Raw genomic sequence first — 24,143 nt, forward strand, 5'->3', positions numbered from 1 at the left:
TTACCAAAGATCAAAATTGCTGGGTTTGAATACCCATTTTCCTCCTTCATCCACATAGCCCCATTCTCCATTAAATGTAACACAGCCAAGACCATTGTAAAAAGAATCAGCTGTTGTAAATACGTTTTTAATAATGTACTCTCCATTTTTGTTAATATATCCATACATATCCTTACTTTCAACTGGTGCTAAGTTATTTTGGAAGTCACCTACACTTTGAAATTTATCTTTGATAACCCTAATCCCCGAGTGATCTATAAATCCCCATTTTCCATTTGCTTTTAATTTGAATCCTCCTAACCCTTCGGAAAAACTTGAAACTTGATAATACTCAGGTTGTATAAGAAACTCCCCTTGTTGATTAATAAAGCCATAGAATTCACCGTCTGCTGAGGCTTCAGCTAATCCCTCTGAAAAATTGGATACTGAATTAAATTGATAATCAATTTTCAGCTCACCTTTATCATCTATAAAACCAAATTTTGTCCCTTGCTTTACTAGTGCCAATCCATTTGAAAATGTACCCATAACATCAAAAATCGGATCTATAATAATTTCACCAGATACCCCAAGAACACCCACCTTCTTATTTTTCTCCGCTATAACTGAAAGCCCCGGATTTATTCCATGTATTCTATCGAAGATCGGTTCTATTACAAACTCTCCTTGCTTATTAATACATCCATACTTTCCTTTATAATAAACCAATGCTAAGCCATGTTCGAAGTCCCCTAGAAAGTCAGCACTCAATTCAATGACCCATTCGTTTTCAGTATTTATATATCCTTCCTTATCATCGAACGTCCAAACATATGCTAAACCTTCACAAAAATTGTTTACAGCCTTATAAGAAGGCTCAATTATAATGTCACCTTGTTTATTAATAAAACCATACTTCTCATTTATTATAATTTTATATAGAATATTATCCTTCATTTTATAAATTCTCCCATTAATCTTTTTTTTATCATTGCTAATGCATCATAACTAAAAAGGCCGACTTGACAAAGAACGCACCCAACCATCTTAAGCTCTTCTACCTTTGTCTTTCAGGGGATAATATGTATAACAAAAGGATTAAATCCCATTCTGCTGCAACTTCTAAGTGATACTATGTTTTCCCTAAACTAGATATGGTCTTCTTCCAATCATTAGGTACTTTATACGAACCCATCTCTTCTTCGTTCTATAAACTTTGCTTGCACTCCATTTGATGGTTTGCCTTTTAACTAGCTGTCCCGCTTATTCGGACTGACGCTTTTCATCCCCCAAAAATAGGAAACTTTAAAGCTTTTATAGGAACTATCACATTGTGGCTTTGTACACTGTAAAGAATATCTGTGCAATCACAAATAAAATGAATCAACAACATTACTACCAATTCTAATCTAGTATAGTTGTTACAGTCTTCTGTTCAATATTCTCCTCTAATATTACCTTTCTGCGTGTATTAAGATCGTTATATGCATTTTCGCTTTGAATTGCGAAAAAGCATCCCGTTGGTTCGGAGTAATTTCCTCATTCTCTTCGCCATAAATATTCAAAAGTATTTTTTGGTTTTTTCCCAAATCTAGTTATTTCTGTTGTAACTATCCATAAATCTTCATAAACAATTTCTCCAAACAACTCATCTTTTTTCATTTTTAGAGTATCGTCCTTTCTTATTTAACTTCACTTACACCACCAAGGTGTCCAAATTTAGAATTAACACTATTCGGAACCAATTATATGGTTTTTTTCCATCATTAAGTTCATGCCAAGTATACCCTTAAATGTCTGGCGTTCTTACCCTTAGATTTCCACCGATCATCGTTCCGTTCTCTATTAAATCGCGTTGCATTTCATAATCGTAGATCATCTCTACGAATTTCTTATCCCTAATCGGATTGTAAATCAACCGTGTCAGATGTTTCTATTACTATTCCCTTAGGGAGAGCATACTTACAATTGAGAAATTTCCAGAGGAAAAGAAGAAAACGAGTCAATCATGGTGTTCCTTATTTAAGTTATAAAATTAAAGCATTTGATGTACGTACAACCGAAATGAAGAAATCAATCTCTATAGAGGTATTACATGAGTTATATGTGTTATTGATTGAATGATGGGTTCATTCGGAACTGGTGGGGGAGTTTAGACAAGGGCAAAAGAAACCACAATACGGGCGGATAGCTCGCATTGTGGCGTTAATGCTTGTAATTAACATGATACTACTCACACAAAGTGATTTATAGTTTTTTTCTGAAATAGACAAACAATAAAAATAAAATTCAGCTATAGAAACAAAAATATATAAATCATACTACTCTATCTATTTCATCTAGTCTCTCCATGTTTAATTCACTAAATTCTGTTCTTGGAAAAGAATAAACATTTTGAGGCCATCCAAATTTTCCACAAACAAGTTCATTATGGTGGTAACTAATTCTCCCCCCCTCTCAAACAACAATATTATAGGTTCATAAAGCTCTTCGAAACGTGCATCTATCTTTTCTCCAAAGCTAATTATCCACTCCCACTCTAAAAAATATTTGCACAAGAACTCTACTGTCCAACCTTGTTTCAATAAATCCAATTCCTCAACTTTTTTTGAATATTAAGCAGTATTTCTTCTTTAACATCAATAATCTGAGCCGCACTGTAAATGGGTTTACGCATTTTATTATCAGGACAATAAACATCTCTAAAGATGTTACCCCTATTAATAAATTCAGTTACAAGTAATGCATGTGAAGGAAGGTCTTGCCTCCTGAAGTTCCAATCAATATTTATAATTCTTTGTACCGATTTCTCAAACCTCTCCAAATTTCCCACTTCTTTCTTTATGTTATGTTTGAAATCTGTTTTCATTTTGGATCACGCATATCAGGTCTAAAATTAGGATAGTCATCAGGCTGAGGTGGTGCCAGTTCATGAGCACCCGGAGGATCGCCTGTAAATTTTTGATTTTCAATTCCCCTTACATCTCTATAAGGTACACCTTGTTTCATTAATTGCGACTCCGCTAATTCATGATCAGCCAATTTTCTAAAGTACGCTTTTTCATCTGCTGGTAGTTCTCCCTTTAAAGCACGCTCCCAACCATGTGCAACATCCCAAACAGGATGAAAATAGTCGGAATAATACGTTCCCTCATACTGATTAACAAGATTCCCATGTTTTGTTAGAATCATATGTTCCTTTAAAGCTTTCGCTTCTTTGAAACTTAATCCTGTATTTTTAGCGAAAGTCTGAATTTCCTGTACATCTAAACCTGTCGATCTTAATTTTTCATATGTCTGAAGAGCAATTTGGTCTTGTCTTACTTCTATTGGATAATCGATCGGGTTACCTCTTGGCTCAAGTTTGGTAACAACATTCCCAGTCCCCTCAGCCTCTGATTCACTTTCTCGTCTTTCTTCCTCTTCACTTTTACGTTTTTCCTCCTCTTTTTTCTTTTTATCATCTTTTCCTTTTTTCTTCGATGAATCTTGTTTCCACTGATTATGACTGTTGGGAATCTGATTATCTTTCTTGTTAGCGCTAGATGAGCTTGTTCCTTCACCCTCGCTCGACTTTTTCCCTGTACCTGTATTTGATCCTGTAGTATCCGGTTCCCCGGATGTTTGGGTCTTCTTACTGGTATTCGGAGTTTGATCCTCTATCTTTCCACTACTTGATGATCCTGTTCCTTCACCATCGCCAGGCTTCTTCCCTGTACCTGAACTCGAACCCGTACTATCCGTTTCACCCGATGATTTGGACTTCTTACTAGTATTCGGTGTCTGACCCGTTTTTTGCCACTGCTTGGTGAGTTTGTGCCTTCACCGTCGCCAGACTTCTTCCCTGTACTTGGACTCGATGCAGTAGCATCCGTTTCACCCGATAATTTGGACTTCTTACTAGTATTCGGTGTCTGATCCGTTTTCTTGCCACTGCTTGGTGAGTTTGTGCCTTCACCGTCGCCAGACTTCTTCCCTGTACCTGGACTCGATGCAGTAGCATCCGTTTCACCTGACGATTGCGACTTCTTACTGCTGCTCGGGGTCTGATTCGGTTTCTTGCCATTGCTAGAGGAACTTGTTCCTGCCCCGTCACTTGACTTATTCCCAGCGTTCGAGCTTGTTTTCCCTCCGGAACCCACTTCCCCGGCATTCCCCGACTCTTTGGGCTTGTTTTTTCCCAAGTTGCCCCAAGGCTGAAACCGGATGACCTGGCTCTCTTTATAATAATCGCTGAAGGCTTTAACAATCACATCTTTTGACTTTTTCACAAATGTCTTTGTTTTGCTTGTAGCCGGTTTATCTGTCGTCGTTGTTCCTTTAGAAGCAGCACTCGGAGAACCCGTTGTACCTGGGTGGTCTGAGGGTTCGGGTACACCTGAAGAACCCTTTTTCGTGCTTACTCTGCCCGTAAATCCATTGAACTCCCCGTCTAACCCTTTCATAGTCATCTCGTGTTGCTCGAATTCACCCATCAGGGTAGAGAATTCTTCTTCGCTTATCGGAGCCATAATTCGCCGGGCAAGATACTTCTTCTGTTCGACAGTCAGATTCTGTTTCTGCCAGTAATTATAGTCACCCATTTGCTCGGTGGTGATGTCAATTCTTCCGATATCTCGAGCAATACCGTTATGATAAGGGTTGAAAAAGAGTTCATATTTAATGTCATTCTGCTTCACATCCCCATAATACACGAGTGCTTCCTTCAACTCTTGGTCAACCTGTTGATGAGCCCAATGCTCCCTCGTATTGCCTGGAATCTGATAATACATCTGGATAACTTCCTTTTCCTGCTGATGCAGTTTCTTCACAAAATCCATAAAGGAAGTAGCCGTGCTTAACTCTCGTGCTGCTGAGACAACTTTACCAAATAATTGGTGCTTATAAGCCTCTTCTTGCTGCATCTTGCCCACGAAATCACCATTCAGATGATTCAGAAGTTGTAGGGCCGAAGGCTTAAAGGATCCTACACTTGGGATGTTCCCGATCAAGCCGATTGCTGCAGCGCCAACGACAACGGCCTGTGCCGCAATGGCTGGTGCACCTCCAAGCATACCCAAAACGGGGATCATGCCCGCCATGGCAACCGCTGCACCAAACAGGGAGACCTCCTTCATGTTAACCACGGAAGGCTGCATAGCAGCTGCTTCGGCTGCAGCTGCTGCTTGAGCTGCCTCATATTGTTCAAGCGGAATAAGGGGCGGCTCCGGCTCCGGCGGCAAATCAGCTACCACGACCGGTGCCTTATGGCTACCTTCCTGTTGGAGCAGTCCAGCACGAACATCAGCTTGTCCATCCAATATAAAGCTGCTTCCTCCGCCAAGAAGCCAAATTGCTTCAGGGGCGGTTGCTTTAATCTGACCTGCTTTAAGTGATAGACTGCCACCCTGAATCGAGATGTTACCTGCACTCTGCATCATTACACCTTGGTCATTCAGTGTGATGACTAATCCAGCTCCAGCCTGTACGGTCACCTCATCCGATGACATACCAATAGATGGTCCGTCAGGATGGCCCCACAGTTTGTGTTGCGTTCCACCGGAAACCGAACGCTTGCTTTCGGGCACTGCATGACGAATATAAGCCTTGGACTCCCAACTTCCGGGAATGTATAGTTCCACCGTGTCACCAATCTCTGGCATCAGGTAGAGTCCGCTGTGACCTTCGGCGACGTAAGATGTCGATAAAGGATATGGACAGGAAGATTCTGTTTTAATCGGACCATCTTCGATATACAGTTCCATCTGTACACGATCACCAATAATGCGGATTACTTCACCGTACAAGGAGAGGCCAATGAGATCCAGAAGATCGGATCGTGGAACCCGAATATGATCTTCTAACATCATACGATATGTAGTCATAAGCAATCCGGATTCCAATCGGGATTCCGCTTGAGTTACCGTTAATTCTTTCCCATCAGGCAGTTCGACTTTATCACCCAAAGCATAGGTTTCATAACACTCCATCGTATATATGAGCGCCCCCTGTGTACCTTTGGGATCCTGCATCATATACCGATGCTGCTCATCCCCATGCCAATTCAGATGGCCCATTTCTTTCTTGACATGATATGGACGATCCAGAGGCCATTTCCACAACTTGCCCATGGGTAACCCGAAGAACAATTTAGGTGAAGCCGCTGTCACCTCAGGCACCAGTACGGTACCAAACCGGGAAGCCAAACGTCTCAGAAACATCCAGTCGGTTTCTCTATATTGTAAAACAAGTTCTCCCAATTGGGTATTCTCTGTGACATTATCAATTACATCCGAGTAGGTATACGCCTTCATCACGTATTTAACTAATTCTCCATAGGACATCGCCCTGTTCTGGAATGCTCGCTCGGAAATTTCAATGTCCATCTGATATGTATTCGATATGGCCTCTAGCTCGAATCGGTATATACCACCAACTAAATGTATAGTTAATGAGGTCATCACGCCATGAAACAGACGCCTTACAGATTTCCCCATTTCATCTAGCTGTCTTAGTACAATCGGTTCTCCTTCAGCCTGGACATGAAGGATGCCTGGTCCATCTTCCTCCGGTATAACGCCGCTAATATATAATTTCGCATGCTCATTAATCTGTCGGGTAATTCGGATTTCTTCCAACCATTGCACTTTATACGGCCAATATAAACGGAGTTGTTCGTATCCGATGCGTTCCTGTACCTTTTTCTTTGATTCGCTCATCTCAAAAATCCAGCTGCTGTCCGTCATCCTCGATGACGATATCTCCACCATACAGACACTTATGCGTACAGTGACCAAGTAGAGCAGCTTTCCCTTCCACCTTGGCATCTCCTTTGCCATGTAGCCAAGGCATAGTCAATACAGGTACACACGGTGCTTTCTTCACTCCATAGATATCCACCATCATACTGTTGGATACAGCTGGATTCTCCATATTGGAGCAATTTCCAAATGATCCAATATGGACTCCAGGTACATAATCTTCAACTGTCAACTGAGCCTTGCCTTTGATGTAAACGCCATGACTAAATGGAATCTTTAATCGGGTACGCTGTGTACCACAACTGCAATGCAGAATCGCTCCGGCAACCACATAACTCTTGGAATCTCCTGTTGCAGATTGAAGACTGATCTCACTCTCTTGATTACCTTGTGCCATTTCGCCTCTCTCCTCTCTATATTGTCTGTTCCTGCTCCAGACGGACTAACTGAATCCCGGAAAAATCCCGACGCAGCAGACTCTCAGCCAAAGCTAGATTAACGATGATGACAGATTCACGAGGTTCCTTTAATTGAAACAAAGGAAGAAGTTCAGCCTTACCTCGATCCAGAACAATCTGTTTCAGACTGCCGTCCATATGACGTTCCGTTTGGGGAGAGAGCACATCCATTGCCGTTGGATAAATAGCCCAATAGGTCTCCTGGGACATACGTGCTTTGTCCGTCAACACTGCTGCCCTGCGAGTTAAGCCGGGATGGTACAACGTAAATACTTCCAGCATTCGATCCGATACCAGAGGTACAGGGCGCTCCAAATAATCGGTGTAATCTACATTAGGTCTGCTTTTGATTGAAAGGTTAATTGCGGTGTGATTACTACTCCCCTCCTGAAAAGAAGCATTCCACTCTCGACGCTGTACTTCACCAACCGCTTCTGTCTCTACACGATTTGTCCATCTGGTATCCTGCATCAGCCTAAAGTATCGCATGGCGATTCCTCCTTCACCGACTCCTCAAATATCGCACCTTCCAGATCTGCCCCATCCCATAACACGTTGGTTAGGTTTGCTCTACGAAATATAGCTCCACGGAGTCGGGCTCCCCTGAAATCTGCTCCGGTTAAGTTCGCATTCTCGAAGTTGATACCTGAGTACCCAGGACCCTGTATTCGACCATCAGGATGCCCTTCTTCCCCAGAAATGCCCCTGAAGATAGCCCTCTCCAGTGAACATCCATTGAAGTCAGCACCGTATAGTAGACTGTCAGCAAAATTGGTATCTCTCATATCACAGTTATGCCAACGTGTGCCTACCAAGACACAACGTTCAAAATCTGTTGATTTTAATCTGATGTCATTAAACCTGCTATACCGGAAGTCTAAATCGCTGCATATCATCTCTTCCATGTCCAGATCGTGATAGTCCGCATACATCCCACCCAAACCATCACCCTCCTCAAGCTCCCTGCCGATGTCTTCCAGGTTCCGTTCTCGTTGGTCAAGGCGATACACACATTCACTGGTATCCAAATACTCCCCTACACGAATCTCAAATTCGGGCTCCACCTGCATATCCGATATCAGTTGGGAATCAAGGAGCTGATGGAAACATTGACGAATAAAATAAATAACATAGCGATGAACCAAAGTTACCTCTTGAAGTCGTATTCGATCCAGTTCAACCATCGAGATCATCCCCTGATAATCAGGAAGTGTCTTCTTCAAACGATCAAGCATCCGTTCCAAACAATCAAAGGCCCACTTGGCATCATATATTGCTTGTATAGGGTCTCTGTCGAGAAGCCATGACATATCACTGGCTTCGGCAAGATAATGCATCGCTCCCGTAGCGACTTCTGTCCGCAACAAAGAATATTGGATGTAAGCAACATTCCCTTTGGCACCAATTTGTTGACTGTGCCTTATTTTACTAGTTAATTCCTCGAAATATCTTAAGAACTCCGTAGTCAACATTGGGAATTGGCTGTTTAATGTATGTTGAATGTCAGCCATCAGCCTGATTCGTTCAGGCTCCACTTGATTTGTATAAAAGTGCAGTAGTGATTCCTTCCGGCTCACTGACTTTCCTCCTTCCAACGTTAATTAGATTTCACTTCTGTCCCGCTCATTTGAGCCTGACCATCAAGCCTTATTTTCCCTCCTCCTCCTTCAAGAAGAAGTTCTGATCCTGCAGATAATGTAATTTTCTTTCCTGCTTTTAACGAAATGCTCCCTCCTGCTGACATACTTACCTGCTGACTACCTGCAATATGAATACCTTCATTTCCACTAAGTCGAATATAGACCTCTCCTTCTTTGCCGCTAATGATTACAGCATCTGGAGTAAGACGTATCTCTTTTCCATGAGGAGTGCGAAAAATTTTATGATCGGGATTGTTCAGCTTGTTGGTGGATGTCGACTTGTTATCCAGTCGTGGAGCACCTGTGGCGTAAGCGTCTTCCTCATACATCGTTGGAAAATATACAGCTATCGGGTCACCAATTTCGGGCATGACATACCAGCCGGTCTCTCCCTCTGCAATATACGGAGATTGATACAACAGCCACAGTGCATCTTCCGTCCCTTGTTTATCATCACAATCAAGATGTACCTGAACCTGCCCACCATGCACACCGATAACACGTCCCATCAATGAGCTTCCAGCAATCAGCGGATTGTAGTACGTCTTCTGTCGCAATCCTTTGTGAAGACTTAGCACATATTTATGCTTTAAAATACCTCCGGCGAGTTCCGTATAGGCTTCCGTAAGATACAGACTTCTGCCTCGGAATGAGATATGGTGTCCCAGTTCCATGACTTGATCTGTCTCCACTTCGTATACAATGAAGTCACTTTCATTCACATTTACAGTCTCGTTCTCCGTGAAGTACATGAATGGAGTCATGTTTTTGTGGACGGTATAACGTGTATTATCCAGTTCAATCGAGTTACCATGCTCATATACGCCGAAATAAAATTTTGGACTGTCGAATTGAGCCGCAGGCATCAGACTCGTATGAAATCTAGAAGCCAGCCTTCTGAGAAATGCCCAGTCTGTTTCCTGATATTGCACGGCAACCTTGCCAATCTTGGCTCCCCCGGTCCCCTCATCGATCACGTCCAGTCCCGGATAATCCTGATCCAGCTCCTTTAACAATTCAGGGAGCGTCATCTGGATGTTTTGAAACGTACGTGTTCGCTTTTTGACATCCATCAGGTACGTATGTGAGATTGCTTCAACTTGGAGCGTATATACGCCCCTCACAACCTGCACTTCTACAGATAAAGGAATGCCTTTGAATAGCGGACTTTTGTTCCCCTCCTCGTCCTTTTGCCACACTTCAATCGGGGTATTCTTATCCGTAACATCCACATAACGATCTTTCCATTCCTCGGATACCATACCTTTGAAAACAAGGCGGGTGTGCTCATTCATCTTTTTGCGGATTGTCAATTCTTGCAGATGTACTAGTTCATAAGGTTCAATAATCAGGTTTTCATACGTCAGGCTCATGGACTCAGCTCCTCTCTAATTCATCTCGACAATGAGTGTATCCAGAAGTGTACCACCGGGTTCCATCCAATTTTTCTTCTCATCGTCCGTACAGTTAAAGCCATAAACAAGAACTTTCTGATTTATAATGGTGAACACCATATGGTTATAAATTTGATCATTCAACCCCTGAACAGCGAATTGGCAATAACCCGTGGAAAGACCAGCATCCGTCACTCGAACACCGTGTTTTTTCCATTCTCGTACAGGTTGAGTTGCACGAATCACATCAGCCATCGATTCCGTAAAGGAATTCAGCTCTTCCGGAGCAAGACGATGATCCAATGTCTTGAACGTAAAGTTGATCGTTCCCGAATCATTGGTATAGATCCACTCAGGACGATGGGACGACGGATATTTTAACTGAGCTTCTCTTTCTGTCACCAAACGAAATGTGCGGGGAAGAGACACCGTAACCTTGCCCTCGTATAGCTCCGTTCTTCTCAGATGTATCGTTTCCTGTTCAAGGTGTATCGTGGTTATTGGCTCGAATGGTTTAACTTCTCTTGATTCAGGAGAGGCTTCAACATCTCTGGTCTCTGTTCCCTGATGAGGTTCACCGTTCAATGTTTTGCCATATAACATCGGGATGATTTTGCGATCCATATGTTCCATAAACAAATTCCATCCTCCCATTTCTCTTGAAAATTTCAATCCACAATCATACGATGTGGTCCGCCCACCGGCATACCCGAGCGTCCCGTTCCCCGACCTGCATTCGCCAGTATGCGATCCAGATATCGATGAATCTGCGCATTATCGTATTCTCTGTACTCCAGTCCCAATCGACTGGCAATGTGATGCAAAATGACGCTACGTGCAACCGTTCCTTCATTGAGACACATCATGGCGAAGACCAGATCCTGGGGATCAGAGGTCCCCGTTCGAAGCAACCTCTCGGCATAATCCTTCATGACAACCGGAGATAAGGTACTTGCTCCCTCGGCTGCATAAGGAACATGAATGACATGCAGCGTATTGAACTCCGTTGCCAAGTCGACAAAGGTCTGATAGTCCCGCCGCAGCCGCGCCCCTTCCTTCAGCTTGAATCGAGCCAGCTCCAACTCTCTCGATGTGCACGTTGTCTCTTCATCCAAGAGCAGTTCCGACTGGCTTATCGTCATGTCACTCACGGTCTCCTCCGCGGTAAACCGAAGCTTCAGCACATTGACCCTGCCCGTCGCTTGGTATGCCAGTTCCATAGGTTCTGTCAGCATATAAAGCCTTCCTTTATGCAGCACCATCCCAGGAGCAACAACCAGCTTGTCCGGGAACACTTCTACCTCTGCACCTGCAAGAATGCCATCTGCATAACCGCGATAGTACAGTTCGATGAAGTCTCTGGGGAAATTGCGTAGTCCCTCCAACATGGATGTTTTCAGAATTCTTCCCTTGTTAAAATGCGGATACGAATATGTGAACATGAGCGGTGTTCCTCCTTTCTGCTCGTGATCCTCACTTCATTCCGTCAAAGAAGTCCAGTTCCGACAAGTCTGTTTCAAATGGAAGCAGCTTCTGCGATCCCAGATACAGCCGTTCATTTCTACGAGCTACAGGCAACACATGGAAGCCCCAATGACGATCATCCGGAAAGACAAAAAACTTCGTCTCTCCATTCACGATGGAATCCGTATCATCCTGCGGAATTTTATCTCCGTATCGATCCCGAATGTCTTCATAAAGCACCTCTTTATAGAAATCCGGACGGTTGGCATATACGAACTTCTGTCTCAACTGGCCATCACTTCCGCTAAGGTATAACTCCACTTCTGCCGTCTCGAATGGACGGGAAATGCTGCCCGGAATGCCATCACTCCGATCCAGACTGCTGATCAGCATTTTTTCACGTCCATTATGCGTGTAGGCACTTACGGTATACGGAATTACAGCGGCATCATGCGTGATGTCGGCTTGAACGCTTCCCGTTTTGCGGGCACTCAGATAACGAATCGCCCCTCGAAGGCAGGCAAGTTTAAGATCAGGCACACGCCCTTCCGCAGGTTTTTGCCGAAACTCAATGCTTCTGCCTGGAACGAACTCTTTCAATGCTTCCCGAAATACATCAATTCGACAGGACTGACCTGTCAACTTGATAATCGAGTACTGGTTCATCCGCCCTTGCCGATAGAAATCATCCAAAAACTTGCGAACCACCTCATAGATATCAGCCTTAATCAGCTGGGTAATCTCCTTGATATTGAACACCACATCGGGGAACTCATATTCATCCTTCAACTCCCCATTCCGTTCTACTGAGAGGAACCAACGCTCCATGGTCGTTATTTGCAGATCACTGTCCCCGTCGCCCTCCATCTCCGAGTGGAATCGGTTACGCAAGATACCGGTTTTGCGGAAAAATTGCTGCTTCATCTCTTCTGCGATTTCCCACAGGAAGTAGAAGTTGCCTCTTACCCGCAAATATTCGTCCCGTGAACGATTCTCTCGACGCGCAAACGCAGTCGGGATGATATGTTCTGCCTCCTCATAGCGCTGCTCCAGCTTCTGATAAACGGACTTCACACCCTCTTCGTCCACCTGACGGAACACATCCGCACCAGGTGCCTCAATCAGGCTATCAATATCCGTCACCTGACGGCGTCCGCTATAGTAGTCGGCGAATACAATTTTCATGAATTGCATAATACGATAGGTAATGTTGTGACCTCCGAAGTTCGTATCCCCATTTTCGTAGGTCGTATGGATATCCAGCTTGTACGCCATATGTCCGTCCTCGATCGTAAAGGCACAGGAGGATAAATCCGTTGTTCCACCGCCACAATCAATTACGAGCGCATGATACGTCTGCCCTTCCATGAAAGCACCACGTTCCATCCCGTCAGCAAGGGTGTTATAGAGCACAGCCATTCCCTCATCCAGCGCATACGTCTGCTCAATCCGATAATCCGGAAGCATCTCTCCGAACATCTGCAAAAACTGTGTTTTCATCTTCACGGGACTCGTAAAGTGCACATGGCGAAACTTGCACTTGAACTGATGCTCTGCCGTTCGGATGATGTAATTCATGTACGCACGCAACAGGTCCATACGAGACACCATGGCCGCATTGCCATGAACATCGACGATTTCTTCCATTTTGTTGTAATTGTTCACCCAGCGCTTCATGCTGCGAAAGACACTCGCCCGGCTGCTGTACCCTCCCCGACGCATGCTTCGCAGCGCTTCATAGCCGAACTCGTAACGAATGTTCGCTGGATCCGAGCACTCCGCCACACCGATTGCCGTAGGCAGGACCTCGATCCAGTCCGTATCTTTGTATGTAGGGTCGGGAAAAGCAACATAGTTGATGGCATCCATACGGACTCGTCCATTCAGCAAATCCTGGCTACTTGGCGCCTGAATATAACCGTTATGCAAATAGGCGCCTGCCGTCGTATTGGAGGTGCCAAAATCAATTGCAAGCACTGCTTCTGTCGGTTCAAGCTCCCGGATGTCCAGATCTGCCAGTGGGATTTGAGTATATTGAATATGAACCGGTGGAAGCGGTCTGCTGGAATAATAGGTCTGATATAGATACTCCGAGTCGCGTTTACGGAAAAAGAGGAGACTGTACTGTCTGTTGCCCGATTTCTTCCAGGTCGCCCCACTTCCTGCCGTCAAATAAAAGGTTCCCGATACGGAGTCGTCCTTAACCAGGTTGAAGATGCCACACAGCTCCATGCTCTCATTGACTAAAAGTACGTTGGATTCGGTTAGTCCCCCCGGTGCCGTGACCACATATCGATCCAGCTTGTCCACGTTCAATCCTTCGTACAGAATCAGTCGCGCAGGCACACTAATGCCTCCATCACTGCTCATGGGAGCCGTCATATGACGAGAGATAGCCTTTTGTATACGCTCGAATCCGCCATCAACAGACTGGTCGATCCACAATACATCGTCCGCTCCCAGAAATTTTAAAATAATCCGAATCAGTTCTTCCCGTTCCGTCCGAGGGCCCAATCCCTCAATTAACCGTTCCTTGTAGCAAATGTTCCGTAATTGGAATGTGGTCATGTCCATCAATTCTTCACGCGTATAACGCATGGTTCCTCTGGAACGTTCCCTGCTCGTGGCGTCAGGATACAATCGGTATGAATAGCCGTTCATCTATACTTCCTCCTTACAACTGCTGGTGCTGCTTAATATAGGGCAATCCCGTCCTGTATCATCGTATAGTCCACATCCAGAATGCCAAAATGATGCCCCCAGTATATTTCCGTGTCGAAACGTACCGGCAGAAAGAGTTCAAGAATCAGTTCCAGCTTCTCCTTCGCTTCTGTACGTTCTACCTGACCAATATACAAAAGCAATTCATCCTTCTCCTCACAATTGGCATAAAGGGTTGAACGCGGGAACATTCGTACAAGGGTATCCCTCAGCAGATGAACCGCCTCTCCCGTATCATACAAACGGAGCATATTGCAGGCGATTACTTCCTGCTCCTCCTGCCCGAACAGCTCCAGTCGCCGTCGAACCCGATCCCCGTATACACCCGAATGCATATCCCTCAGAATGAAGCGAATATAATACTCCCTCTTGTTCATACCCTGCATCAAATCCATATCCGCCAGAAAATGAATAACCAGATCAAAGAGTGCTTCCCGCAACTCCACCTGCTCTTCATTATTGATGTCGAAGAGGTCCCGGAAAATATCAAAGAAGCGATAATACGGATTGACTTCAATCGTGCCTTCCACGCCTGAAGCATTCAGGTTCGTATGACTAAGTTCCATATAAGGCGAATATACACGTGCTGGCACAAAGGTTACGTCGCGCAGATCAGTTCCATTACGTTTGGCTCGTATAATCAGGTCCCAGATGTAATTCATGCTGTACTCACACCCATTCCCCTTCGCAGCAGTATTCGGGGAAAGCCAGCTGGATTTCGGATACCAGAAAGCTCAGCAGATCATCCAGAAAAATAGCCTGTCCCGGCTGCTTCCCGTGTCTGCTGAACCTTAAGATCATTCGATGTTTATCTGTCTCAACACGGACATGGTCACTAACAAATGCATTAAGTGGGTACGTGACTCCCAAAGCGGGTCCTGGCGCCACCACTTGTACATCTTCCAGTTCCAAACCCTCTGCTGCCTGAAAAGCGTGAACCATGCGGGCAATCTCCCCTTTGGACCGCACAGAACGCCCTTCCTGACGCGCATATTTACCAGCAAACCCTTCCCGTTTGTTGTTGGAAAACAGCGGATAGTCCATTCTGCCAATACGGGTTGCGACAGGACCAGCTATTTTCAGCACCGTCCATGAATCGGATTTTTCCAGCGGAGATACGATCGTGATATCTTCTTCCGATCTTTTGATATACCGAATATGCGATTCGTCTCCATCGACCAGATATCCGTGTTCCGTTCCGGTTTTGCGGAGTGGCAACACATGTTCATAATTGATTCGGTCCGAAGCCGGAACAGGGAATCCACCCGTTTTCATATCAATCTTCTGGATGTTCCACAGCGGAATCATATTGGTTCTTTTATAAGACTCAAACTCCTCCAGATGGATGGAAAGTTCCTTGACCGTATGTTGTTTATCCCATGCCTCTCCATCGTCAGAACCTACCAGAACACAATCAACGAATTTGAAAATATAAGGTGCATTAATCGATTTCCATGGTAGGCTGTTTTTACGAAAGACCCGGTACAATTCTTCCACTTTGGAGATATACGCTGTACTTGATTTCAACCGAACCGTTATGGCATGTCTGCCTTCACTCGTTACAATCTCCCCGCGAAATGTCCGATTACTTTTCAGCAGAGATTGGAGTTCCTGTTGCCCGCATTCCATGTAGAATGTGAACAATTTCATCTCTTCCTGACGCGCCAGTGCCTCTGAGGCCTCACTCAAATAGACGGTCTGTGGTTCATCATCCTCAGGAAGGATCGGGTACAGAAATTCATGAATAGGGTCCAGATCTTCCCGCGCGCATAATGTGACATATACATCATGACGTTCCTCCTGCGGCAACACCTCATCAAAAACACGTTGCTCAATTTGCTTGTTCAGCGTCTCCTGATACTCCACAAGATTAAGAAAAACGCCTGTCATGAGATCTTTGAGCATGCGGCGTTGTTCCAGATCCTCCATCTTGTTAAGACGGTCACGAATCATGTCTTTCATTATGAATCTCCTCCTTCCGATGACTCCTGTTCGTTCACGTCAGTCTCCGTGGTGTCGGTGCTTCCATCAGCATTGGAGGCAGCATTACCGCTAGCATTACTTGTCGTTTTTCCAGCAGAAGCACCTGAGCCAGAAGTATCCACACTGCCACTTCCAGCCGAGGTGACATTACCAGTGGAAGAACCGTTCCCCACTGTATTGCCTGCGCTCATACTTCCCGTACTCCCGGTCATATCCGAGGTCATACCCGATGTATTTGCTGTATCTAATCCTGCCGTATCCTGCGTAAGATCAGCCGCCGGTACAGGTGGGTTCAATTTCTCATCCAGCTTGTTTATTTTCCGCTCCATGGCCAGCACGCGTTCCAACATATCGATCTCCTGATAAATTTCCTGTGCCGAAGCATAGGCATCCATGGCTCCACTATAGTCTCCGGCTTCATTGAAGCGGTCACCCTTCTGTTCCAGCGTATCTGCTTGAAGCTGCCGGGATTGCCGTTTGATATCTGCACGTTTGGTCTCGGCCGTCTCCAGTTGCGTAGCAATTTCCTTCAGCGCATCCTTGTAAGCTGTCTCCGTCGCGGCTGTTCTGGCCCTTTTATACAAAATGATCGCTCCACTGTAATCTCCGTTCTGGAGTTTCAGATCGCCCTCGGTGATCCAGTCTTGCACTTGCTGGAAAGTCGTCATCTGCTCCAGGCGCTCCTGAATAACTTCCCGGTTGAACATGCTATAGGATTCAGACAATTCCAATGCTTTGGTGTAACTCGCGGTTGCTTTGGTAATGTCGCCTTCTTTCAGGTGAGCTTCCCCATCAACCAGCGTCTGAGCAGCAGCCATCTTCGCAGTCAACAGCTTTTTATGTATCGGGTCTTTGATTTTGATGGAATTATTGCGCGCCAGGCTGTAGTCCGAGACTGCCTTGGCATACTCTTGTTCCTTGACGTACTGGTCTGCGGTCTGTTCATATTGCAGCATATCTACGGCCAATTCAGCTTTTTTGGCTGCACTTTTCACCGCGTAGAATATGCCGGCTCCACCAAAAATCAGGAGCATAACCAGCATGATGGCAATCCGCTTAATCCATTTCTTACGGTTCTTGGGCTCTTCATGAAAAATCTTGTTCACATATATGGCTGCCGCACTATAATTCTCGATACGGGCACGTTGCTTGCTAAGCATCACTTCTTCAAGCGTATCCGCCAGGGTCTGCGGGTCATTGGCACCTTCAACCGCATCGATCATCTCCGCATCCTGAACCCCCTCCCACAATCCAGGGGTGCAGAGCACAAGTACGTCGCCATCGGCCAGCTTGATCTTATCCGATACATACGGCTTGATCATGCCAGGTTTGCCCGCATATTCATTCAGATTACCGCGTTCATCATGCTGATCCACACGATCCTCTGCAATCTGGCCTTCGGCTGCCAGCTGAGCAGCAACGCTGTGGTCCTTGCTTTTTAATGCAAGTCGATTTCCACGAAAATGATACAACCGGCTGTGTCCGGCAGATGCCCACACCATACGTGTATAGTCTGTCACAACAATGACGAAGCCCGCCTTGAGCCTGACTCGGCGACTTTCATACTGAAGCCATTCATGTGCAATCTTGATATACTCTGTTAGTCTGCGTTTGGACATGGTTGGCTTTTCCAAAAAGGATTCCAGAATGGTCTGCACTGTGATCTGTGCGCTATTCACTTCCGTATCCGTATCCAGGCCATCTGCAATGACATAACAGGCCCAATCTTCCAGCTCAACGCAGCCGTAGAAATCCCGATTTTTCAGGAAAGATCCCGCTTCCGAGACAAAAGCCGTCTTGAATTCACTGTTCTCCTTCCTCATCCGTCTCCCCATTTCCCTTCCCTGTGCGTTGCCTGATCCGTTACCATCCTTGCTCCAAAATGATAATCGTGGCATTATCCTGATGCACGAGCTGTTTTTCTTCAATCAAATCAATGATGGTCTGTGCTGTATCAAATGGCGACATGTCTTTCGCCAGTATAGTCTCCAGTTCCATCTCAGTAAGGGAGTTGTATACCCCGTCACTGCATAACACAATCTTGTCCGCCGGCTGCAGTGCAAACGGCTCGTCCGCGATTTCCATTTGTTTAAAATGGTCGTACCCCAAATAGTTGACCAGCCTTTTGCGCTGCGGATTATCCAACGCCTCCTGCTCCGATATTTCTCCAGACATATACTGTTCTTCGAGTTGAGTTTCCAGCGTATGTTTATGATTAATAGCAAGTAGCTCACCTTTGCGAAATACGGCCAAAATGCTGTCCCCTACTGCGCCCCAATACAGCTCTCTGCCCTTGATCATGGCTGATACCAGCGTCGTTCCTCCAGGAACGCCAAGTAAATTGCGAAGAATCGCCTGATTTGCCGCATGGGAAGATGCATCCCAAAACTCCTCTGGATCAGGAAACCGCTCCAATTCTTCGAACTCACGGATAAATGTCTCTACAGCAGTTGTACTGGCTACTTTCCCACCAGATAAGCCGCTAATTCCATCGGCAAGTACCGCAAGTACACCATAAGGCTCCACGGCACAGGCAAAATAATCATCCTGCTCACTGCGAGCACCAATGGTCTGTCCATTCCCGATCTGAACACCCACTGGCCTATCGTCACGTTGCCTTACCGGAATCCGGCTTCGGACGAATAACAACAACCAGATCGACAAACAGCCTGCTACCAGAACCCAATAAGGCGTTAGCTCCTTGTCGTTCCACAAGATCATGAAGGTATTCACTGTTGCTCCCATTCAAAATGCACACCACATAATGGGATGAAAATGAATTTACTCCGTCCCAATTGAATGACGTCGTACGCAGCCAGTTCCACCGGAGAATAGACCGCTTCATTGTTGTGATAAGCAAGGCCAGAAGCATCGCCGGGCAGCAGATAGAAATTCCGTTTTTTGGGATCATATACAATCACCGCATGATTACGCCTTGAAATCGTGTTATCCCCAAGGATTCGAACATGCATCTCTTCCGAACGTCCAATAAAATTCTTTTCAGCCATAATCCGATAATCCTGGCCCATCTGCGGACCTTCGATACACACCATCCATCCCGTTACCGGTTCAATTCCTGTCGTTTCTCCCAGGTATGGCATCGTTCTGTCATCTTCTGCTGTGCGAGGCGCGCGTGGGACTGCTCCCGCTGCTTCACTATTACCGGAGGCCGGTGACTCGACGGCCAGATTGCAATATGGACACGTGTTTCCGTGCCGTCTCGTACTGAACATATGTCCGTTTCCACATCTTGTCAGACTCATTTCTTTTCATTCCCCCGTAAGCTTGTATAATGGTACGCCAACGTTATTTCACCAAAATTCGGGTATTGGCAATATAAATTAAGTCCCCTGCCTCAATCAGGCTGGGTTCTTCGATTTCCAATTTGGATGATCTGCTTTGATTCCCCTTACGAACACCTACGCCGCTAGCCGAGTCAATATCCTCGATAAACCATTGGCCCGAGGCTTTGTTCAGCACAGCATGTTGCGGACTGATGAGGGAGGCATATGGAGTATCGGACAGATCAATGTCCGCCTCACTGTTCTTCGAACTTTTTCCGATCAATACACTCGTCTCACCCTGAATGTACCATTCCTTCACACTTGTACCGTCGTCGTCCAACAGCACGAGTTTCACAACACGTGAAGACAACTTCTTCTTTTCCCCCTTGGTGGCAGGTATGTATTTAAAAAACAGGTATGCTCCCCCGGAGAGGACTACAATAATTCCAGTTATCCATTGGGCACTCATGTCCCGGTTAATGATGAATATGTAATACAGCACGGCTAACGAAATCATGGCGACGCATGCGTCAAGCCCTATCGTCATTACCGACCTTCCTCGTCTCACTTCCATAACCTCCGCCTGAACCGGCACGATCCATTACAGGCCACCGGCTTACTTTTTTCGAACTCCGAAATATCGGTCAAACATGGCGGACATATCCATTCCTTTATTGGGATCGGCTTTGCCACTGTTTGAGCTTTCCTTGCCTTTGGGGCTATAGCCAAAAAATTGTTCAAACTGTTCCTGCATTCGTGATGGATCAGACCATACCTTTTCGGTATTCGTACTGGATGTTGCTCCTTTTACCCCTTCTGGATTCCCTGTAGATCGAGATTGTTGATTGTATGCTGCCCTTAACTCGGGATTTCCGAGTGTGCTGTAGGCCTCATGTACTTGTTTGAAACGTACTTCTGCCTGCGGATCTCCCCCATTAACATCCGGGTGAAATTTCTTCGCCAATTGACGATAAGCCTTCTTGATCTGCTCCGGAGAAGCTTCACGTTCCACACCAAGCACCGCATAATAATCTTTCATGGTATTCGTTCCTGCCTCCCTGCCGTATTCGGGCGTAAATAAAGATTAAGGGGCACCAGGGCCCCTTAACATGACAGCGTTATTCTGGGCCAGTCATAACTGACCCGGAACATTAGTTGCCCCCTTTTATACCGGGAAGCCGCCTTCGATTTTAGTGAATTCAGTTTTGTCTTTTTTCTGTTTGATGAACAGGCTGAATTCACCCACGCCTTCGGTATCTCCGAAACGCTCTGTGTAATCCACAACGAACGCGTTAGGCAAGTAAATTTTGCGTACCACTTGGTCTGCTGCAACTACTTCCAGGGTTACTTTACGGTAGCAATCTGCTTTTTCAGCTGGAACGAGGGACCACAGAGCAAGTTTCATCGTGTCATCTGCATTGTCACCGTCTGTTGCTGTAATAATTTTGCCACTGATGCGAAGTGTTGCACCTACATCTGTGGATCTAGCGTTGGAATCATCTGGCGTATCTGTGTCATACACTACTGTGCGGATATTATCCATTCCCAATTCGATTGTTTCTGCGCCTTCTACTTTCAATACAAAACCCATTAATAAAAACCTCCTTAAGATTAGAAAACAATGTGCCCGGCATGCTCTCCATCTGGGGAAAGGTACCGGAATATATGTATAAGGTCAGCCAATAAAGGCTGCCTTTAACACCAAAATAAATGTCTATAATTCGTTGTTTGAAGTATTATATTCAAAGTTCAAAACTTGTAATTACTCCAGCCTCTACACTTTCATCGCGCTGGTGCCTTTGGTAATCATGACCTCCAGGTTCTTCACGTTGCCGTTGAATACCAGGTCAATGTGGCACATATTGCTCTTCTCATCGATGATAAAGCTCATGTCGTCACCTTCCTGAATGATCGAATTGATCGACCCTCGGGTTCCTAGCCACCTGCTCTTCTGACTGCTCGGATTGTTGCTGAAGAATTTGACGATATTTTCATGCTTGAAATCACCCGTCTGGAAACGGAGCAAGCGCTCAATGTAAGTACTTACGAGTGTTTTATACAAGGAATCAAAGCCATCTTCGGACATCGCCATGCTTCTCGCTTTGTATACCGTGATCCGCTTGATATCACTATCCTGGATTTGGGCATTTTCCGATGAGAAAATAAATCCAAAGTTTTTCCGGTTAATCGAATCCTTGATAGTGTTTGTAAATCCGGAGATTTCTTTGGTCATCGTAGTCACTACACGCAGACTGTTATCGCCTGCTTCAATATCAAAACGCACACCTGGATAATCCCGGTTCACGGTTTTGAATGCGCCTCGTAGGTACTCAGGGCACTGATATGCAGCCACAATTCCGGCAGATACATAAGACGCACCGACATACACACCTTCAATCCACAGCTTCAGAATGTCTTCTTTCTCCTTGGAAAGCTCCACACCATTTTCCGTTTGGAGCATACGACTGTCGATCACGACACCCGATTTCTCTTTCGGAATGATGGTGAAATTCGGAGCACTTGGAATGGCGAATTCGCTGTAGTCCTTGCGAGTTAATACCGCGCATTTATCAATATATTTATCGATGCCTGCGGTAGCCATGCTGCTGAATGTCGTCTCTTCTCCAGATTCAAAGCTGAAGAACACTTGTACTTTGTAGTCTTTAACGACTTGCAGGAGCATCGACAGGGATTCCATACTGTTTCCATCTTGTTTAACCACTTTCTCATTACCACGGAAACGGGCACGACTGACTTGAACTTGTCCCGTATTCTCCAGTTCAACGGAAGGAACAATACCGAACCAAATGGTGTCGGTAAAATCATTCTTCGCATTGACTGTGTTGAGATAGGTCTCCAGCCGCGGAATGTTACTGCTCTTAACAAGCATATCCAGCTTGGCATTGGCAATCAGCATGGAAGGCAGCATGCCTTTGTTTTTGGTCGCATATTGATCAAAGAACATTTTGACACCCAAAATTTTCTCTACCAGCGGTTTTACGGTTTTCACAAAGTCATCCTTGGCGTTCTTGTAAAATTCCAGGTATGTATTGTAATTCTGTACTTCAACTGCCGTATCCACATCCGTCTGAACCGCAGGCAGTGGGCAGAATGTACGAACGACCAGATCCTGTACATACGCTGAAGGTGCCTCGGAGAGTGAATCATAATCTTCAGCAAACACCTGAGTCAAATCTGTGCTTGTTGACTCATCCAGGAGCATCAACTCGTTGTTATCACTCTTTGGAGCTTCGATAATTTTCAATTCTCCACTCTCACCAATCGTGAGTTGTCCTACCTGAATCGCTTCGGAAGAAGTTTCTTCTTGAGCACGGCTCAGCAACAGGCGGGTTTTGATATCTTCGATGGCCAGTGGCAGCATTGCCATAACATTGTTATAGTTCCGGCTGGCATCTTCAAACATGACATTAAGTTTATCCCCGATATCCAACTTCTTCGGATCCCCATCATCCAGCTTCTCATGCTGGCCGTACATGTAATGAATTTCTTTCCGTACCTGCCGAATGTCATCCATAACCTTTTTCGGTGAAATCATATCCAGCAAATTTTCAAACTTGAAATCTACATTCGTAATCCCCTGACTACGTTTGGTATCGATCAGGGTAAACAGCATTCTCAGGAAGTCATTGCTATGATCAATTTTGATCTCAGAGATTGCTTCATCCGGAATCCCTTCCGGCTTTTTGAGCGTATACATGACTTTCTGGTTTACCGCATTGAAAAAGGAATACACACTGGGAGAAAACTTGTCCAAAAACTCATCGAAGTTTCGTACAAGCAAGTGTTCGTTGATCTCCTTGATCTTGTCATCATTCAAACTGTCGATCCCTTTTACGTCTCCGACAATCGTAATCAAATCCATTTTCTCCGGATTGATCTCTTCGAAAAGCATCGTTCGGTTCGTTTGATTAATAATATCCATTCAGGCAACATCCCCCAAATGATGGTTCATTCGGGCGAATGCTTCCCCCCCTCCATCAATTTTTGACACTCCGCACACTCTATCAGCCTTTAGTCATGATCTAAGAGAATCATTCTCTCAGAAGATCACAAGTCCAATAGAACGAGCTGTCAACATACGACTGGAACTTATGTACCAGATTATGCCGTTTGCTTTGGAGATTTATGGAATTCATCTTAATCATCAGCGATATGTTTTGTCAATATTCCCCTATATAGGTCTAAAAGCTCATTTATGTGACTTCGATATACCTATAGAACTAATTTCCGATTTTCGCTTCACTTCCCTGCGAATCATGCCGATGATAAAGAATATCCTATAATCTGGATGATGTTCAATGATTTAAAACTAGTGGAGTTTTCCCCCTAATCAAGAGGAAAGCACCTTAACGTATGCGGTGTTGCAATATTCTTCTCTTATCAAAACTACGCATAACGGGGTTTTATCGTGTAGAAACAAAATTTTTTAACAAAAATTAGTTTGATATCAAAAAAACAT

The 24,143-nt window shown here is 45.1% G+C and carries 22 protein-coding genes and 1 pseudogene; all 23 read right to left on the reverse strand.

Annotated elements, in window-relative coordinates; translation table 11 throughout:
* The gene (locus NYE45_RS21340) at positions 1 to 936 is read right to left on the reverse strand and encodes a WG repeat-containing protein (RefSeq protein ID WP_340013875.1); all 936 of its coding nucleotides are present in this window, start codon (positions 934 to 936) and stop codon (positions 1 to 3) included.
* A gap of 582 nt (positions 937 to 1,518) precedes the next feature.
* Positions 1,519 to 1,641 carry a hypothetical protein gene (locus NYE45_RS21345; protein WP_340013876.1) on the reverse strand — a complete coding sequence of 41 codons (123 nt, stop codon included), beginning with the start codon at positions 1,639 to 1,641 and terminating at the stop codon, positions 1,519 to 1,521.
* A gap of 20 nt (positions 1,642 to 1,661) precedes the next feature.
* Positions 1,662 to 1,762: pseudogene (locus tag NYE45_RS21350) on the reverse strand (HNH endonuclease); the annotation flags it as partial.
* A gap of 571 nt (positions 1,763 to 2,333) precedes the next feature.
* On the reverse strand, positions 2,334 to 2,564 hold the full coding sequence (locus NYE45_RS21355; RefSeq protein ID WP_340013877.1) for a hypothetical protein: 231 nt from the start codon (positions 2,562 to 2,564) through the stop codon (positions 2,334 to 2,336).
* The gene (locus NYE45_RS21360) at positions 2,561 to 2,848 is read right to left on the reverse strand and encodes a hypothetical protein (RefSeq protein ID WP_340013878.1); all 288 of its coding nucleotides are present in this window, start codon (positions 2,846 to 2,848) and stop codon (positions 2,561 to 2,563) included. Before NYE45_RS21360 ends, NYE45_RS21355 begins: the two co-directional genes overlap by 4 nt.
* Positions 2,845 to 3,171 carry a hypothetical protein gene (locus NYE45_RS21365; protein ID WP_340013879.1) on the reverse strand — a complete coding sequence of 109 codons (327 nt, stop codon included), beginning with the start codon at positions 3,169 to 3,171 and terminating at the stop codon, positions 2,845 to 2,847. The genes NYE45_RS21360 and NYE45_RS21365 overlap by 4 nt, the downstream gene beginning before the upstream one ends.
* 467 nt (positions 3,172 to 3,638) lie before the next feature.
* Positions 3,639 to 6,677 (reverse strand): hypothetical protein, encoded by a 3,039-nt coding sequence (locus NYE45_RS21370; protein WP_340013880.1) that lies wholly within the window; start codon positions 6,675 to 6,677, stop codon positions 3,639 to 3,641.
* Between the two features lies 1 nt (position 6,678).
* On the reverse strand, positions 6,679 to 7,116 hold the full coding sequence (locus NYE45_RS21375) for a DUF4280 domain-containing protein (protein ID WP_340013881.1): 438 nt from the start codon (positions 7,114 to 7,116) through the stop codon (positions 6,679 to 6,681).
* 16 nt (positions 7,117 to 7,132) lie between these two features.
* Positions 7,133 to 7,666, reverse strand: a complete 534-nt coding sequence (locus NYE45_RS21380; protein WP_340013882.1) for a hypothetical protein — start codon at positions 7,664 to 7,666, stop codon at positions 7,133 to 7,135.
* On the reverse strand, positions 7,648 to 8,754 hold the full coding sequence (locus NYE45_RS21385) for a pentapeptide repeat-containing protein (RefSeq protein ID WP_340013883.1): 1,107 nt from the start codon (positions 8,752 to 8,754) through the stop codon (positions 7,648 to 7,650). The genes NYE45_RS21380 and NYE45_RS21385 overlap by 19 nt, the downstream gene beginning before the upstream one ends.
* Positions 8,755 to 8,774: 20 nt before the next feature.
* Positions 8,775 to 10,190 (reverse strand): hypothetical protein, encoded by a 1,416-nt coding sequence (locus NYE45_RS21390; protein WP_253502183.1) that lies wholly within the window; start codon positions 10,188 to 10,190, stop codon positions 8,775 to 8,777.
* Positions 10,191 to 10,205: 15 nt separating this feature from the next.
* Positions 10,206 to 10,850, reverse strand: a complete 645-nt coding sequence (locus NYE45_RS21395; protein WP_340013884.1) for a hypothetical protein — start codon at positions 10,848 to 10,850, stop codon at positions 10,206 to 10,208.
* A gap of 29 nt (positions 10,851 to 10,879) precedes the next feature.
* The gene (locus NYE45_RS21400) at positions 10,880 to 11,653 is read right to left on the reverse strand and encodes a DNA and RNA helicase (protein ID WP_340013885.1); all 774 of its coding nucleotides are present in this window, start codon (positions 11,651 to 11,653) and stop codon (positions 10,880 to 10,882) included.
* 31 nt (positions 11,654 to 11,684) lie between these two features.
* The gene (locus NYE45_RS21405; protein WP_340013886.1) at positions 11,685 to 14,336 is read right to left on the reverse strand and encodes a molecular chaperone; all 2,652 of its coding nucleotides are present in this window, start codon (positions 14,334 to 14,336) and stop codon (positions 11,685 to 11,687) included.
* Positions 14,337 to 14,368: 32 nt separating this feature from the next.
* Entirely contained in the window at positions 14,369 to 15,058 is a 690-nt protein-coding gene (locus NYE45_RS21410; RefSeq protein ID WP_340013887.1) for an iron-dependent peroxidase, read from the reverse strand.
* Between the two features lie 7 nt (positions 15,059 to 15,065).
* Positions 15,066 to 16,358, reverse strand: a complete 1,293-nt coding sequence (locus NYE45_RS21415; RefSeq protein WP_340013888.1) for a normocyte-binding protein — start codon at positions 16,356 to 16,358, stop codon at positions 15,066 to 15,068.
* On the reverse strand, positions 16,358 to 18,277 hold the full coding sequence (locus NYE45_RS21420) for a serine/threonine protein phosphatase (protein WP_340013889.1): 1,920 nt from the start codon (positions 18,275 to 18,277) through the stop codon (positions 16,358 to 16,360). Before NYE45_RS21420 ends, NYE45_RS21415 begins: the two co-directional genes overlap by 1 nt.
* Complete coding sequence (locus tag NYE45_RS21425) at positions 18,243 to 19,124, reverse strand: protein phosphatase 2C domain-containing protein (RefSeq protein ID WP_340013890.1); 882 nt, start codon at positions 19,122 to 19,124, stop codon at positions 18,243 to 18,245. The genes NYE45_RS21420 and NYE45_RS21425 overlap by 35 nt, the downstream gene beginning before the upstream one ends.
* Positions 19,109 to 19,642, reverse strand: a complete 534-nt coding sequence (locus NYE45_RS21430) for an FHA domain-containing protein (RefSeq protein WP_062835604.1) — start codon at positions 19,640 to 19,642, stop codon at positions 19,109 to 19,111. The genes NYE45_RS21425 and NYE45_RS21430 overlap by 16 nt, the downstream gene beginning before the upstream one ends.
* Positions 19,643 to 19,685: 43 nt before the next feature.
* Complete coding sequence (locus NYE45_RS21435) at positions 19,686 to 20,210, reverse strand: FHA domain-containing protein (protein ID WP_264928180.1); 525 nt, start codon at positions 20,208 to 20,210, stop codon at positions 19,686 to 19,688.
* Positions 20,211 to 20,279: 69 nt separating this feature from the next.
* Positions 20,280 to 20,702, reverse strand: coding sequence for a DnaJ domain-containing protein (locus NYE45_RS21440; RefSeq protein ID WP_340013891.1), 423 nt, complete (start codon positions 20,700 to 20,702; stop codon positions 20,280 to 20,282).
* Between the two features lie 126 nt (positions 20,703 to 20,828).
* Positions 20,829 to 21,254 carry a hypothetical protein gene (locus tag NYE45_RS21445; protein ID WP_053781361.1) on the reverse strand — a complete coding sequence of 142 codons (426 nt, stop codon included), beginning with the start codon at positions 21,252 to 21,254 and terminating at the stop codon, positions 20,829 to 20,831.
* A gap of 183 nt (positions 21,255 to 21,437) precedes the next feature.
* A complete protein-coding gene (locus tag NYE45_RS21450; RefSeq protein ID WP_340013892.1) occupies positions 21,438 to 23,606 on the reverse strand; it encodes a transcriptional regulator in 2,169 nt (722 codons plus the stop codon).
* Positions 23,607 to 24,143 lie beyond the last annotated feature (537 nt).

Source organism: Paenibacillus sp. FSL K6-1318, from assembly GCF_037976905.1.
In the GTDB taxonomy this organism is placed as follows: domain Bacteria; phylum Bacillota; class Bacilli; order Paenibacillales; family Paenibacillaceae; genus Paenibacillus; species Paenibacillus amylolyticus_A.